Here is a 14877-nt window from a genome sequence, read left to right as displayed (position 1 = left end):
CTGATTTGCATACTCGCACGCAACTTTTGCTAGATCAGAAAAAAGTACGGGTTTCTATCTAGAAACTTTTGCAGATCTAGATTTAATATGGCCGCCACGAACGCGTTACAGGAGGCCCTGTGCGTACTGGTATCTGGCTCGTCGGCGCCCGCGGATCGGTCGCGGTCACCAGCATCGTCGGCGCGCTGGCGGTGCGGGCCTCGCTCGCCGACCCGGTCGGCTGCGTCACCGAACTGCCCCCGCTGCGCCATCCGGCGCTGCCCGCCCTGTCCGATCTGGTCTTCGGCGGCCACGACGTGTCCTGTGTGGCCCTGGTGAAGAAGGCGCACTCGCTCGTCGCGGCCGGCGTGCTGCCCGCGGCGCTGGTCGCCGCGGTCGCCGACGAACTGGCGGCCATCGAACCCGACGTGCGCCAAGCACCGGACGGGCCCACCCAACACGACACGATCGCCCGGATCACCGCCGATCTGGCCGACTTCCGCGAACGCCACGGGCTCGCCCGCGTCGTCGTGGTCAACGTGTCCTCGACCGAAGCCATCCCACCCGAGCATCCGGCGCACGCCGACGTGGCCGCGCTGGCCGAGGCGCTGCACCACGAACCGGTGCTGCCGCCCAGCGCCCGGTACGCGTACGCGGCGTTCACCGCGGGCTGCTCCTATGTCGACTTCACCCCGTCGACCGGGGCGCGGCTGCCCGCACTCGACCAGCTCGCGGCGCGGCACGGCGTGCCGTACGCGGGCAGCGACGGCAAGACCGGCGAGACCCTGCTCAAGTCGGTGCTCGCGCCGATGTTCGCGATGCGCAACCTGCAGGTCCGGTCCTGGTCGGGCACGAACCTGCTCGGCGGCGGCGACGGCGCGACGCTGGCCCGGCCGGAGGCCAACGCGGCCAAGGTCGCCAGCAAGCAGCGGGTGCTGCGGGAGACGCTGGGCTACGAGCCCGAGGGGCACACCCGCATCGACTACGTGCCCGACATCGGCGACCTGAAGACGGCCTGGGACCTGATCACGTTCAGCGGCTTCCTGGGCAGCCGGATGCGGCTGGAGTTCACCTGGCACGGCTGCGACTCCGCACTGGCCGCCCCGCTGGTCCTGGACCTGGCCCGGCTCACCGCCGCCGCCCACGCCCAGGGCCTGTCCGGGCCGCTGCCGCAGCTGGCCTTCTTCTTCAAGGACCCGATCGGCGACGTGCCGCACGGCCTGGCCGAGCAGTGGCGCGACCTGTGCGAGTGGGTACAGGGGTGGGCCGTGCCGGTTGGCTCGGGCGAGCAGCACGGCCCGGACACCCGCCGGGCCGAACCCGGCGGAGACCCGTCATGAGGCTGCGTGACCTGGCGCAGCTGGTCCGGGCACCGGCCGCGCTGTCGGTGCCCGGCGACGCCGTCGCCGGCGCCACCGCGGCAGGCACTCTCGACGCGCGCACGGCCGGGATCGCCGCCGCCTCGGTGTGCCTGTACTGGGGCGGCATGGCCGCCAACGACTGGGCCGACCGGGAACTCGACGCCGTCGAGCGGCCCGAGCGGCCCATCCCGTCCGGGCGGATCAGCCCCGACACCGCGCTGGCCATCGCGGGCGGCCTCACCGTCGCCGGGCTGGCCCTGGCCGCAGCCAGTGGCGGCAAGAAGACCCTGGCCACTGCGGGCCTGCTCGCCGGGGCGGTGTGGGCGTACGACATCAAGTGGAAGAACTCCCCGGCCGGGCCCGCCGGGATGGCGCTGTGCCGGGGACTGGACGTGCTGCTCGGCGCGAGCACCGGTGACCTGCGCAAGGCCGCCCGCCCGGCGCTGGCCGTCGCGGCGCACACCTACGCGGTGACCGCGCTGTCGCGGCGCGAGGTCAGCGGGACCGACCGGGTGCTGCCCGCGCTGACCATGACCGCGACCGCCGCCGTGGCCACGCACGCGGCGGGCCGGGGCGGCGGCTGGCTGCCCGCGGTGCTGGCGGGCTGGTACGCCACCCGCTTCGGCAAGGCCCAGCGCGAGGTGCTGCGCCACCCCGACGCGGCACGGGTGCGCGCCGCGGTCGGGGCGGGCATCACCTCGCTGCCCGCGCTGCAGGGCGCACTCATCGCACGGGACGGGAAACCGCTGGTCGGAGCCGTGGTTGCGACCGCCGCCCCGGCCGCAGCCAAGCTCGCGAGGAAGGTGTCAGCGACATGAGCCTGCGCTTCGGCTACGGCACCAACGGATTCGCCAACCACCGGCTGGCCGACGCGCTCGACGTCATCGCCGAGGTGGGCTACGCGGGCGTCGCGCTGACGCTCGACCACGCGCACCTGGACCCGTACGCCACCGATGTGAAAGACCAGGTCGCGCGGACCGCGCGGCTGCTCGCCGAGCGTGAGCTGGGCGTGGTCGTGGAGACCGGGGCGCGTTACCTGCTCGACCCGCGGCGCAAGCACGCGCCGACGTTCCTGCACGACGACGCCGAGCGCCGGATCGACTTCCTCAAACGCGCGATCGACATCGCCGCCGGGCTGGGCGCCGAGGCGGTGTCGTTCTGGGCCGGGGTGCGTCCGGCGCACGTGTCCGCCGAGGTCGCCTGGCAGCTGCTGGCCGAGGGCTGCGCCGAGGTCGTTGCCTACGCCGCCGAGCGCGGGGTCGCGGCGGGCTTCGAGCCCGAGCCCGGCATGCTCGTCGAGACGCTGGCCGACTGGGCGCGGCTGCGCGACCTGGTCGGGGCCGACCTCAAACTGACCCTCGACATCGGGCACTGCCGTGCCAACGAGCCGCAGGGTGTCGCCGAGAGCGTCCGGATCGCCGGACCGCACCTGGTCAACGTCCAGATCGACGACATGCGCCGGGGCGTGCACGAGCACCTGGAGTTCGGCGAAGGCGAGATCGACTTCCCGCCGGTGCTGCGGGCGCTGGCCGAGACCGGCTACCGCGGCCTGGTCGCCGTCGAGCTGCCCCGGCACTCCCACGCCGCACCCGACGTCGCCGCCCGCTCGCTGACCTTCCTGCGCGCCGCGCAGTGGCTCGGCGACGCGCTCGACCAGCTCGAACGCGAGCCCGCGGCGCTCGCGACGCTGCTGAGCGCGGCCCGCCGCAAGGTCGGCCGGGCCGCCGCCGAGGACGTCCGGGTGCGCCTGCTCGGCGCGGTCACCCTGAGCCCGGACGAGGCCGCGGAGCTGTACCGCTACGGCGACAACGAGGAGAAGCGGGCCGTGCTGCTGGCCTGCCCGCAACCGGACCTGGTCCGCGACGCGTTGCGCAGCAACGACACCCGGCTGGTGGCCGCCGCGCTCGGCCCCGCCGCCCGGGACCTGCCCGACGCCGAATGGCGCCAGGGCGTGCTCAAGAGCGTGTTCATGGGCCTGCCGCTGTCCGGCGTCGACGGACTCCCGCAGCGGGCCGACGCCGAGCTGGGCCGGATGCTCGCGGCGCTGCGCCGCGAGCGCGAGGCGGCCGGCCGCACCATGCCCGACGACGCCGTCGACCTTCTGGAGAGGCTGCATTGATGCGCATCTTCGATCCGCACATCCACATGACCTCGCGCACCACCGACGACTATGAGCGGATGGCGGCGGCCGGGGTGCGAGCGCTGGTCGAGCCGGCTTTCTGGCTCGGCCAGCCGCGCACCAACACCGGCTCGTTCACCGACTACTTCGACGCGCTCATCGGGTGGGAGCCTTTCCGGGCCAGCCAGTACGGGATCGCGCACCACTGCACCATCGCGCTGAACCCGAAGGAGGCCAACGACCCGCGCTGCCGCGAGGTGCTGGCCCTGCTGCCGCGCTACCTGGACAAGGACCGGGTCGTGGCGGTCGGCGAGACCGGGTACGACTCGATGACGCCCGAGGAGGACGAGGTGTTCGCGGCGCATCTGGAGCTGGCCCGCGAGCACGGGCTCCCCGCGCTGGTGCACACCCCGCACCGGGACAAGGTCGTCGGCACCCGGCGCAGCCTCGACGTGGTCAAGGAGTCCGGCATCGACCCCGGTCTGGTCGTGCTGGACCACCTGAACGAGCCGACGGTCGCGGAGGTCGCCGGTTCGGGCTGCTGGATGGGCTTCTCCATCTACCCCGACACGAAGATGTCGCCGGACCGGATGGTCGCCATCCTGCGCGAGTACGGCCTGGAGCGGATGCTGGTCAACTCCGCCGCCGACTGGGGCAAGTCCGATCCGCTGCTCACGCTGCGCACGGGTGAGGCGATGCTGGCGGCCGGTTTCAGCGACGACGACGTCGACCGGGTGCTGTGGCGCAACCCGGTCGCGTTCTACGGCCAGTCCGGCCGCCTCGACCTCGACGAGGCCGACACCGCGGCCACCTTCGCGGGCAACTCGATCCTGCGCGGGGGTTCGTGATGCGGCTGCGCGACGCCGACGGTGCGACGGTGCACCTGGCGTACTGCACGAACGTGCACGCCGCGGAGGACTTCGACGGGGTGCTGTCGCAGCTGGACCGCTTCGCGGTGCCGGTGCGCGAACGGCTCGGCGTCGACGTGCTGGGCCTGGGCCTGTGGCTGGCCGCCCCGGTCGCCCGCGCCCTGGCCGAGCAGCCGGAGCTGCGCGCGAAACTGCGCCGCGAGCTGACCGCGCGCGGGCTGGAGACGGTGACCCTCAACGGCTTCCCGTACCAGGCGTTCCAGGCCCCGGTGGTCAAGCACGACGTGTACCTGCCCGACTGGACCGACCCGCGCCGCCTGCGCTACACCCTGGATCTGGCGCTGGTGCTGGCGGAGCTGCTGCCCGACGACGCCGCGCGCGGCTCGATCTCGACGCTGCCGCTGGCCTGGCGCGAGCCGTGGGACCGCCGCCGGTTCCGGGCCGCCAAGGCGCAGCTCGACGAGCTGGCCGCGGGCCTGGCCCGGGGCGAGCGGCCGATCCGGGTCGCGCTGGAGCCCGAACCCGGCTGCGTGGTCGAGTCCACCGACCAGGCCGTCGCTGCGCTGTCCGCGGTGGCCAGCGAGCACCTGGGCGTCTGCGTCGACCTGGCGCACCTGGCCTGCGGCTGGGAGGACCCGGTCGACGCGGTCGCCAAGCTCAAGGCGGCCGGGGTGTCCGTGGTCAAGGTGCAGGTGTCGCAGGCGCTGGAGGTCGAGGACCCGGTGGCGGCCCGGCAGGTGCTGGCGGCGTACGCCGAGCCGCGTTTCCTGCACCAGACCCGCAGCTCGGCCGGGGAGCGCTTCGACGACCTGCCGCAGGCCCTGGCCTCCGACGCGCCCGGCCCGTGGCGCATCCACTTCCACGCGCCGCTGCACGCCGCCGCGCTCGACCCGCTGCGCACCAGCTCCACCGTGCTGCGCGAAGGGCTGGCGGCGCTGCTCACCAACAGCGACTGCGACCACTTCGAGGTCGAGACGTACACCTGGGACGTGCTGCCTGCCTCGGCCCGTCCCACCGACGACGCCGGGCTGGCCGAGGGCATCGCCGCCGAGCTGGCCTTCGCCCGCGACCAGTTCGCCGCCCTGGGGGTCTCGTGAACAAACCACTCGTCGTGCTGAACGTCGTCGGGCTGACGCCCCGGCTGCTGGCGCACATGCCGCGGCTGCGGGCCGCGTTCTCCGGCGGGTTCACCGCCCGGCTCGACCCGGTCGTGCCCGCCGTCACCTGCTCGGTGCAGGCCACGTTCCTCACCGGTGAGGCCCCGGCCGGGCACGGGATCGTCGGCAACGGCTGGTACTTCCGTGACCTCGGCGAGGTGCTGCTGTGGCGGCAGAGCCACGCGCTGGTCGAGGGCGAGCGGGTCTGGGACGCGCTGCGCCGCGAGCGGCCCGGTTACACCGTGGCCAACATCTGCTGGTGGTACGCCATGGGCGCGGACGTCGACTGGACGATCACGCCCCGGCCGATCTACCGCGCGGACGGCCGCAAGGAGCCCGACTGCTACACGGTCCCGCCCGAGCTGCACGACGAACTGCCGACGTTCCCGCTGTTCAGCTACTGGGGGCCGGGCGCGGGCATCGCGTCGTCGGCCTGGATCGCCGCGGCGGCCGTGCACGTCATGGCGACCCGCGACCCGGACCTGACCCTGGTATACGTCCCGCACCTCGACTACGACCTGCAGCGCTTCGGCCCGTCCGCCCCGCAGGCCGCCGCGGCCGCCGCCGAGCTGGACGCGACGCTGGGCCCGCTGCTCGACGCGGCCGCCGCCCGCGGGGCTACCGTGGTCGTGCTGTCGGAGTACGGCATCACCGACGTGTCCCGCCCCGTGCACGTCAACCGGGCACTGCGGGCCGCCGGGCTGCTCACCGTGCACACCCAGGACGGCATGGAGTACCTGGATCCGTACACCTCCCGTGCCTTCGCGGTCGCCGACCACCAGATCGCGCACGTGTACGTGCGCGACCCGGCCGACGTCGCCGCGGTCGCGAAGCTGTGCGCCGAGCTGCCCGGCGTCGGGCAGGTGCTCGACGAGTCCGGCAAGGCGGGCCAGGGCCTGGACCACGCGCGCAGCGGTGAGTTGGTGCTGCTGGCCGAGCCGGACTCCTGGTTCACCTACTACTACTGGCTCGACGACGCCCGCGCGCCGGACTTCGCCACCCACGTGGAGATCCACCGCAAGCCCGGCTACGACCCCGCTGAGCTGCTGTTCGACCCGGCCGGGCCGGGGGCGGCGAAGGGCCGTGCGGCCAAGGCGCTGGTGCGCAAGAAGCTCGGCATGCGATACCGCATGAACGTGGTCGGCCTGGACGCGGGCGCGGACGCGATCCGCGGCTCGCACGGCCTGCTCCCGCCCGGTGCCGACGACGCCCCGGTCCTGCTGTGCACCGACCCCGACCCCGCCGTCGACCGGATCCTCGCCACCGACGTCAAGTCCCTGCTCCTGCGTTTGGCGGGTGGTGCGCCGTGACGGTCGCGCCCGCGCCTACGCCGTTGGCGGCCAGGATCGACGCCGTGCTGGCCGGGTTCGTGGACGGGCAGCGGCTGCTGTGGCCCGACGATGATCTGCGGCCGATGCTGGACACGGTGCGGCGGTTCATCCTCACCGGGGGCAAGCGGCTGCGGCCGGCATTCTGCTACTGGGGCTGGCGCGGGGTGGCCGCGCCTGAGGAGCGGGGCGAGGACCAGGCCGCCGTGACGGCCGGGGCGGCGCTGGAGCTGTTCCACTGCTTCGCGCTGATCCACGACGACATCATCGACGCGGGCAGCCGCCGCCGGGGGCAGCCTTCGATGCACGAGGAGTTCGCCGCCGCGCACGCCGCGCACGGCTGGCGCGGTGACGCGCGCTCGTTCGGGCGCAACACCGCGCTGCTGTGCGGGGACCTGTGCGCCATGTGGGCCGAGGAGCTGCTGGCCGGGTGCCCGGCCACGCCCGTGCGGCTGGCGCAGGCGCAGCGGCTGTTCGCGGTGATGCGGGCCGAGGCCGTGGCGGGGGAGTACCTGGAGGTCGTCGCGCAGGCCATGGGCGACTTCGGGTCCGGGGCGCGCCAGCGCGCGGCGCGGGTGATGCAGCTGAAGACGGCCCGGTACTCGGTGGTGCGGCCGCTGCAGATCGGCGCCGTGCTGGCCGGGGCGTCGGACGCGGTGCTGGACGGGCTGGCGGCGTTCGGGGAGCCGCTGGGCGAGGCGTTCCAGCTGCGCGACGACGTGCTCGGGGTGTTCGGCGACCCGGCGCGCACGGGCAAGTCGGTGCTGGACGACCTGCGCCAGGCCAAACCGACGACGCTGCTGGCGGAGGCGTTCGCGCGGGGGGATGTGCGTTCGCGTGCGGTGCTGTCGGCACACGTGGGCGACGCGGGTCTGGACGAGGCGGGCGCTGCCCAGGTACGCGCCGTGATGGCCGAGTCGGGGGCGCTGGCGGCGGTGGAGGAGCGGATCGAGGCGGCCCGCGCCGAGTCGCTGCGGGCGCTGGAGTTCCTGGAGGTGGCGGAGGAGTCGCGGCAGGCGCTGGGGGCGCTGGCCGACTTCGTGGCGAGCAGATCGGTGTGAGGTGACGCGGGTGACGTAGGCGCTGCGGTGACCGGGTCGGGCGGCCCAGAGTCGGTGCAAGACAACAGGATCGCTCACATTTCCACTGAGGTCACCAATTTCGATACAAGTAGCGACATGTCTTAACCTGATCTTCATCTATCCTATAGGATATTTCATACACGGTCCGGTAACACGCCGGAAATCTGCCCCCCTTTTTCGCGGAGGTTTTCCCCCATGAACCTCAGCAAGTCGTTACGCCTGGCCCTGGCGGCGGTCGTCGCCGCAGGCCTGGGCGCTGCCGTCCCCGCCGCGCCCGCCCTGGCATCGCCGACCGATGCCGCGTTCAACTCCGCCACCGGCGCCCTCAACGTCAACTACGCCGGCTACCTGTCCAAGCACGACCTCGTCTACCACCGCCAGAACACCAACCCGCTGCACGGGCTCACCGTCGGCAACGGCCGCACCGGGGCCATGGTCTGGTCCCAGAACGGCATCACCGCGCAGGTCTCCGGCGTCGACCTGTCGCAGCAGTCGGCGTTCGCGGCCGGCCAGCTCAACTTCAACACCAGCCCCGCGCTGGACGCCGGGTCGAGCACCTTCTCCCAGCGACTGTCGCTGTACGACGGCACGCTGAGCACGAAGTACGACAGCAACCGCACCGTCACGATCATGGGTGCGCCCAACTCCGAGGTGATGGGCATCCACGTCGACGACACCCGTGGCGGGGTGTCGGCCGCGACGCTGGAGCTGAGCCTGTGGGACCCGAACGGGGTCTCCAACAGCGCCGACGTGCCCAACCTGACGACCTGGCGCACCGTGTCCACCGGCAGCGACTCGTCGGCAGCCTGGTTCAGCCGCGGCCAGGCCGACCCGAACAACTTCGGCTACACCTTCGCCGCGACCGTCGAGGGCGCGTCCTACAGCGCCTCGGTGGTCAACGGCACCCGGGTGCGGCTGTCGATCACGCCGTCGTCGAGTTACACCATCTGGTTCACCGCGGCCAGCCGAATCAACTCGCCCGGCCTGGACTCGGTCGCGCAAGCCAAGAACCAGCTCGCCTCGGCCAAGTCGACGGGATACAACACCACGTTCACGAACTACAAGAACTGGTGGCACAGCTTCTGGGGCAGGTCGTTCGTGCAGTACTCGAACGCCGCCGGCGACGCCGACTACCTGGAGAACGTGTACTACCTGTCCACGTACATGATCGCGGCGGGCGGGTACGGCAACTACCCGGTGCACTTCATCAACGGCGTGTTCCGGGCCACCGGCGACCAGACCAAGTGGAGCAACGGCTACTGGTACTGGAACCAGCGCGACGTCTACAACTCGTTCCTGGCCAGCAACCACGCCGACATGATGGCGGTGTTCAACCGGCTCTACAGCCGCAACTACACCGCGCTCAAGGCGTACACGCAGACCAGGTACGGCACCGACTCGCTGTGGGTGCCCGAGACGATGGGCTGGGACGGCAACGCCCGCGGCACCGTGGGCAGCGACTACGTCAACGACATCTACTCCACCGGCACCGAGGTCGCGTACAACATGTACCTGCAGTACCGGTACACCAACGACACCGCGTACCTGCAGAACACCGTGTACCCGTACATGAAGGACGCGCTGCGGTTCTACCAGAACCGGTTCCAGCTGATCAACGGCAAGTACCAGATGGTCAACAGCAATGCCCACGAGACCTACTGGGACGTGCGCAACGCGATCACCGACCTGGCCGCGGTGCGGCTGCTGGCCCCGCTGACCATCCAGGTCAGCACGCAGCTCGGCCTGGACAGTGGGCTGCGCGCGGGCTGGCAGAACCTGGTCGACAACCTGTGGCCGTACCAGCTGAGCAACAACGCCTACCTGCCGCACGACCCGCCGTCGTCGCAGGTCCGCAACGGTGAGAACGTGTCGGCCGAGCTGATCTGGCCCTACGACCGCACCGGCATCGGCTTCTCCGACTACAACACCGCGGTCAACACGTGGAACGTGCGGCCCAACCCGTACGCCAACGTGTGGGCCAACGACCACGCGCAGGCGGCCCGCCTGGGCCTGGGCGACCAGGCGTTCAACGGCATGCGGACCATGCTGCAGCGCTACCAGAACTACCCCAACGGCATGACCAACAACACCAACGGGGTGTTCGAGTACCTGGGCATCCACCTGGTCGCCATGAACGAGTCGCTGCTGCAGAGCTACAACGACAAGATCAGGGTGTTCCCGGCGCCGCCCACCGCCTCCTCCTTCGTCGGCAAGTTCACCCTGCTGGCCAAGGACGGCTTCCTGGTCAGCTCGGAGCGCGAGGCCGGTGAGGTCAAGTACGTCGGGCTGCGCAGCCAGTTCGGCAAGAACGCCACCGTCGTCAACCCGTGGGGCACCCAGCAGGTCCAGGTGCGCCGCACGTCCGACAACGCGATCATCACCACGTCCTCGGCGGCCGAGGTCAGCTTCGCCACCGCCGCGAACACGGTGTACGTGGTCGAGCGCACCGCGAAGCCGCTGTCGACCTACAGCGCCACCACGCTGACCGGCACCGCCAACAACGCCCAGAAGTCACTGCTCAACACGGCTTCGACGCTGGGCCTGGGCACTCCCGGCGGCGGCGGTGGCGGCGGGCTCGTCAACGACACCGACCTGACCTACGACGCGGGCTGGTACCACACCACCGCCCGGGGCTACGGCGACTACAACGACGACACCCACCACACCAACACCGTCAACGCCGCGGCCTCGTACACGTTCACCGGCACCGGGATCGAGTACCTGTCCGAGCGCAACGGCGACATGGGCAACGTCGACGTGTACCTGGACAACGTGCTCCAGGCCAACGTCAACCTGTACGTCTCCGGCGCCCGGCAGGCGCAGGCGGTCGTCTGGTCGAAGACCGGGCTGAGCAACGGGCAGCACACCATCCGGATCGTCAACAAGGCCACGGCCGTCGCGATCGTGGACGCGCTGCGCATCACCACCGGCGGCACCCCACCCGCCACCGGCTACGTCGCCCTGAAAGCCCAGGCCAACGGGCAGTACGTCACCGCGGCCAACGCCACCACGGCCCTGATCGCCAACGCGGCCACGGTCGGCACGGCGCAGCAGTTCCAGGTGAGCGACCTCGGCAACGGCAACATCGCGCTGCGCGCCCGGTCGAACAGCCAGTTCGTCTGCGCGGAGAACGCCGGAGCCAACCCGCTGCTGGCCAACCGGGCCTCAGCGGGCTCCTGGGAGACCTTCGCCCTGGTGCGCAACGCCGACAACACGGTGAGCCTGCGCGCCACCGTCAACAACCAGTACGTGGTGGCCGAGAACGGCGGCGCTGCGGCGCTCGTCGCCAACCGCGCGTCCATCGGCCCCTGGGAGAAGTTCGAAATGATCACACTCTGAGCCCCGCGCAGGGCCGGACCAGCTCCGGCCCTGCGCATACGCCACTTCGGAGCCGAGCATTCGGCGACCCGGCTCCGAGCCGACCGTCCGGGTTCCCGCACACCCAGCGGGAACCCGGTGGCCCGGACGGCACCGGGCGTTCCGCCTCCACGGGCGGCACGTCACGGACCGCCCGGACGCCCGACCCCGAGGGAACGCGTCATGGCACCCATCGCCGAGATCCACCGTGCTCCGCGCCAGATCAGTGGCCGGTCGCCGGGACGGTCGCGCACCCCTTCGGTCCCCGTCCCGCACCAGCCGACCCCCACTGATCCGGAGCGACCCATGCCTCGAAGTACCCGCCCGCGCCTGGCCGCGGGCCTGGCCCTGATGATGCTCGCGAGCGTGGCGGCCGCGGTCGTCAACGTCGTCGCGATCCCCGCGCCGGCCGCCGCCGCGCCGCCCGCCACCTCCAGCTTCGAGAAGGTGAAGCTGGACGGCGGACTGTCCATGGGCGAGCCGATCGAGCTGTCCGTGCTGCCCGACGGCAAGGTCCTCTACATCAACCGGGGCACCAGCTCCGGCGGCGGTCAGGTCCGGCTCTACAACCCGGCCACCAACTCCACCACCGTGGCGCTGACACTGCAGCTCGACGCCCGGTTCGAGGACGGCCTGATCGGCATCACGCTGCACCCGCAGTTCACCAGCAACCGCTGGGTGTACCTGTTCTACTCCCCGGTGGCCACGCCGCTGGTCAACCGGATCTCCCGGTTCACCTTCAACACGTCCACCAACGTGCTGGACGCGGCGAGCGAGACCAAGCTCATCGAGTGGCCGACCGAGCGGCGGCTGTGCTGCCATTCCGCGGGCTCGATGACCTGGGACAGCAACAACAACCTGTACTTCGCGGTGGGTGACAACACCAACTCCGGCGGCGACTCCGCGGGCATGGCCCCCATCGACGAGCGCACCTCGCGCGACGCGCAGTACGACGCCCAGCGCACCTCGGGCAACACCAACGACCTGCGCGGGAAGATCAACCGCATCCACCCGGAGAGCAACGGGACGTACACCATCCCGGCCGGGAACCTGTTCGCGCAGGGCACGGCCAACACCCGGCCCGAGATCTACACCATGGGCAACCGCAACCCGTACCGGATCTGGGTCGACAAGCAGGCCGGCAACACCCTGTACTGGGGCGAGGTCGGACCGGACGCCGGGGCGACCGTCGCCAACCGGGGCCCGGCCGCCTACGACGAGTACAACCGCGCCACCGGCCCCGGCAACTACGGCTGGCCCTACTGCGGCGGCCCGAACGTCGCCTACAACGACTGGGACTTCGCGGCCAACGCCCCGCGCGGCTGGTTCCCGTGCGGCGGGGCCACCGGCCCGGTCAACAACTCCCCGCGCAACACCGGCCTGCAGCAGCTCCCGCCGACCAAGCCCGCCCTGGTCTGGGAGCAGCACGGCGGCAGCCGCGAGTGGCCCGCGCTGGACAACCCGGGCGGCTGCGGCTCGCCCAACCACGCCGAGGTCTACCACTACAACCCGAACCTGAACTCCACGGTGAAGTGGCCGGCCTACTACGACAACAAGCTGATCATCACCGAGTACTGCCGCAACTGGATCAAGGAGGTCCAGTTCGACAACGGCAACCCGGTCACCGGCAACCCGACGGTCATCGAGCCGGTGGTGTCCGGCATGCAGCTGGTGCACCCGATCGACATGGAGTTCGGCCCCGACGGGTCGCTCTACCTGCTCGAATACGGCAACGGCTACTTCTCCGGCGACGCCGCGGCGGGCCTGTACAAAATCAACTACGTGGCGGGCGGGCGCTCGCCGATCGCCGTGGCCACGGCCAACCGCGACAACGGCCTCGCGCCGCTCGCGGTGACCTTCTCCAGCGCGGGCAGCAGCGACCCCGACGGCGACCCGCTGACCTACGCCTGGGACTTCGACAGCAACGGCACCACCGACTCCACGGCGGCGAACCCGTCGTACACGTACACGACGGTCGGCGACAAGCGGGCCCGGCTGACGGTCAACGACGGCACCGGCCGGTCGGGCAGCGTCCAGATCCCCATCGTGGTCGGCAACAACCGGCCGGTGACCACCGTCGGCTCGATCCCCAACGGCGGCATCTACGGCTGGGGCGACGACGTCACCGCGACCGCCGCGTCGACCGACGCCCAGGACGGCACCATCGCCTGCGGCAACGTCGTCGTCCGGGTCGCGCTCGGGCACCAGGAACACGCGCACGAGGAGGGCCAGGGCACCGGTTGCGGCTTCACCTTCAACACCGGCCCGATCCACGCCGGGCTCGACGCGGTGCAGTTCTTCGTCGTCCGGGGCAGCTACACCGACCGGGGCGCGTCCGGCACCGTGCCGCTGACCGGCGAGCAGCAGCTCACCCTGTGGCCCAAGCAGTGGCAGGCCGAGCACTACGTGACCCTCAACGGTCCCAAGGTGGTCGACCAGGCCGCCGCCGAGGGCGGCAAGCGGCTGGGCGACATCCAGAACGGCGAGAGCGTACGCCACCACGGCGTCAGCCTGAAGGGCATCACCAGCGTCAAGGCGCGGGTCTCCTCGGCCGGAGCGGGCGGCGTGCTGTCCTTCCGGTACGACTCGGTCACCGGTCCCGAGGTCGCCCGGGTCACCGTGCCCGGCACCGGCGGCTGGGACAACTACACCGAGGTCACCGCCCCGGTGACGAAGCCCGACGACGGCACGCACGACCTGTACCTGGTGTTCACCGGGTCGGGCACCGGCGCGCTGTACGACGTGGACAGCTACACGTTCGTCGGCAGCGGCGTCGGCAGCACCCCGCCGACCGGCGGCCAGGACCTGGCGCAGGGCCGCCTGGTGACGGCGTCCAGCACGGAGGCGGGTGCGAACGTGGCCGCCAACGCGGTCGACGGCAACGCCGCCACCCGCTGGAGCAGCCTGTACGCCGACCCGCAGTGGATCACCGTGGACCTGGGCGCGTCGTACAACGTCAACCGGGTCCGGATCAACTGGGAGGCCGCGTACGGCAAGGCCTACCGGGTCGAGGTATCGCCGGACAACAGCGCGTGGACGTCGGTGTTCTCGACGGCCACCGGCGACGGCGGCATCGACGACGTCAACGTCACCGGCACCGGCCGCTACGTGCGCGTCTACGGCACCGCGCGCGGCCTGACCCAGTACGGCTACTCGCTGTTCGACCTGAACGTCTACGGGACCCCGGCCAGCGGCGCGACCCTGCTGTCGCGCAACCGGCCGGTGACGGCGTCCAGCACCGAGGCCGGGGCCAACGTGCCCGGCAACGTCGTGGACGGCAGCACCACCACCCGGTGGAGCAGCCTCTACGCCGACCCGCAGTGGATCACCGTCGACCTCGGCCAGACCCGCAACGTCAGCCGCGTGGTCCTGAACTGGGAGACCGCGTACGCCACGGCCTACCAGGTGCAGGTCTCCAACGACAACAGCACCTGGACCACGGTCTCGTCCACCACCACCGGCAACGGCGGCGTCGACGACCTGACCGTGTCCGGCGCGGGCCGCTACGTGCGGATCAACGGCACGGCCCGGGCCACCCAGTGGGGCTACTCGCTGTGGGAGTTCGACGTCTACGGGTCCTGACCCCTATTCGTGCCGGAGGCGGCCGTCCGTCGCCTCCGGCGCA

At 71.5% G+C, this 14877-nt stretch carries 9 protein-coding genes; all 9 read left to right on the top strand.

Going from position 1 to position 14877, the window contains the following annotated elements:
- Nucleotides 1-119: 119 nt before the first annotated feature.
- The 9 genes from HAV40_RS29880 (at nucleotide 120) to HAV40_RS29835 (ending at nucleotide 14834) form a co-directional block, all read left to right on the top strand.
- A complete protein-coding gene (locus tag HAV40_RS29880; RefSeq protein ID WP_166387120.1) occupies nucleotides 120-1319 on the top strand; it encodes an inositol-3-phosphate synthase in 1200 nt (399 codons plus the stop codon).
- Nucleotides 1316-2158, top strand: a complete 843-nt coding sequence (locus HAV40_RS29875) for an SCO3242 family prenyltransferase (RefSeq protein WP_166387118.1) — start codon at nucleotides 1316-1318, stop codon at nucleotides 2156-2158. The genes HAV40_RS29880 and HAV40_RS29875 overlap by 4 nt, the downstream gene beginning before the upstream one ends.
- Nucleotides 2155-3459, top strand: a complete 1305-nt coding sequence (locus HAV40_RS29870; protein WP_166387116.1) for a TIM barrel protein — start codon at nucleotides 2155-2157, stop codon at nucleotides 3457-3459. Before HAV40_RS29875 ends, HAV40_RS29870 begins: the two co-directional genes overlap by 4 nt.
- On the top strand, nucleotides 3459-4307 hold the full coding sequence (locus HAV40_RS29865; protein WP_166387114.1) for a TatD family hydrolase: 849 nt from the start codon (nucleotides 3459-3461) through the stop codon (nucleotides 4305-4307). The genes HAV40_RS29870 and HAV40_RS29865 overlap by 1 nt, the downstream gene beginning before the upstream one ends.
- Nucleotides 4307-5425 carry a metabolite traffic protein EboE gene (gene eboE / locus HAV40_RS29860; protein WP_166387112.1) on the top strand — a complete coding sequence of 373 codons (1119 nt, stop codon included), beginning with the start codon at nucleotides 4307-4309 and terminating at the stop codon, nucleotides 5423-5425. The genes HAV40_RS29865 and eboE overlap by 1 nt, the downstream gene beginning before the upstream one ends.
- Nucleotides 5422-6795: an alkaline phosphatase family protein gene (locus HAV40_RS29855; RefSeq protein ID WP_166387110.1), complete on the top strand. Its 1374-nt coding sequence runs from the start codon at nucleotides 5422-5424 to the stop codon at nucleotides 6793-6795. The genes eboE and HAV40_RS29855 overlap by 4 nt, the downstream gene beginning before the upstream one ends.
- The gene (locus tag HAV40_RS29850) at nucleotides 6792-7874 is read left to right on the top strand and encodes a polyprenyl synthetase family protein (protein ID WP_166387108.1); all 1083 of its coding nucleotides are present in this window, start codon (nucleotides 6792-6794) and stop codon (nucleotides 7872-7874) included. Before HAV40_RS29855 ends, HAV40_RS29850 begins: the two co-directional genes overlap by 4 nt.
- 216 nt (nucleotides 7875-8090) lie before the next feature.
- Complete coding sequence (locus HAV40_RS29845; RefSeq protein WP_239087012.1) at nucleotides 8091-11234, top strand: fascin domain-containing protein; 3144 nt, start codon at nucleotides 8091-8093, stop codon at nucleotides 11232-11234.
- 324 nt (nucleotides 11235-11558) lie between these two features.
- Nucleotides 11559-14834: a discoidin domain-containing protein gene (locus HAV40_RS29835; protein WP_166387106.1), complete on the top strand. Its 3276-nt coding sequence runs from the start codon at nucleotides 11559-11561 to the stop codon at nucleotides 14832-14834.
- Nucleotides 14835-14877 lie beyond the last annotated feature (43 nt).

Origin of the sequence: Catellatospora methionotrophica (genome assembly GCF_011297335.1) — a bacterium.
Taxonomy (GTDB): domain Bacteria; phylum Actinomycetota; class Actinomycetes; order Mycobacteriales; family Micromonosporaceae; genus Catellatospora; species Catellatospora methionotrophica.
The sequence above is the reverse complement of the archived record's forward strand: the minus strand, read 5'-3'. Positions and strand labels throughout refer to the sequence as shown.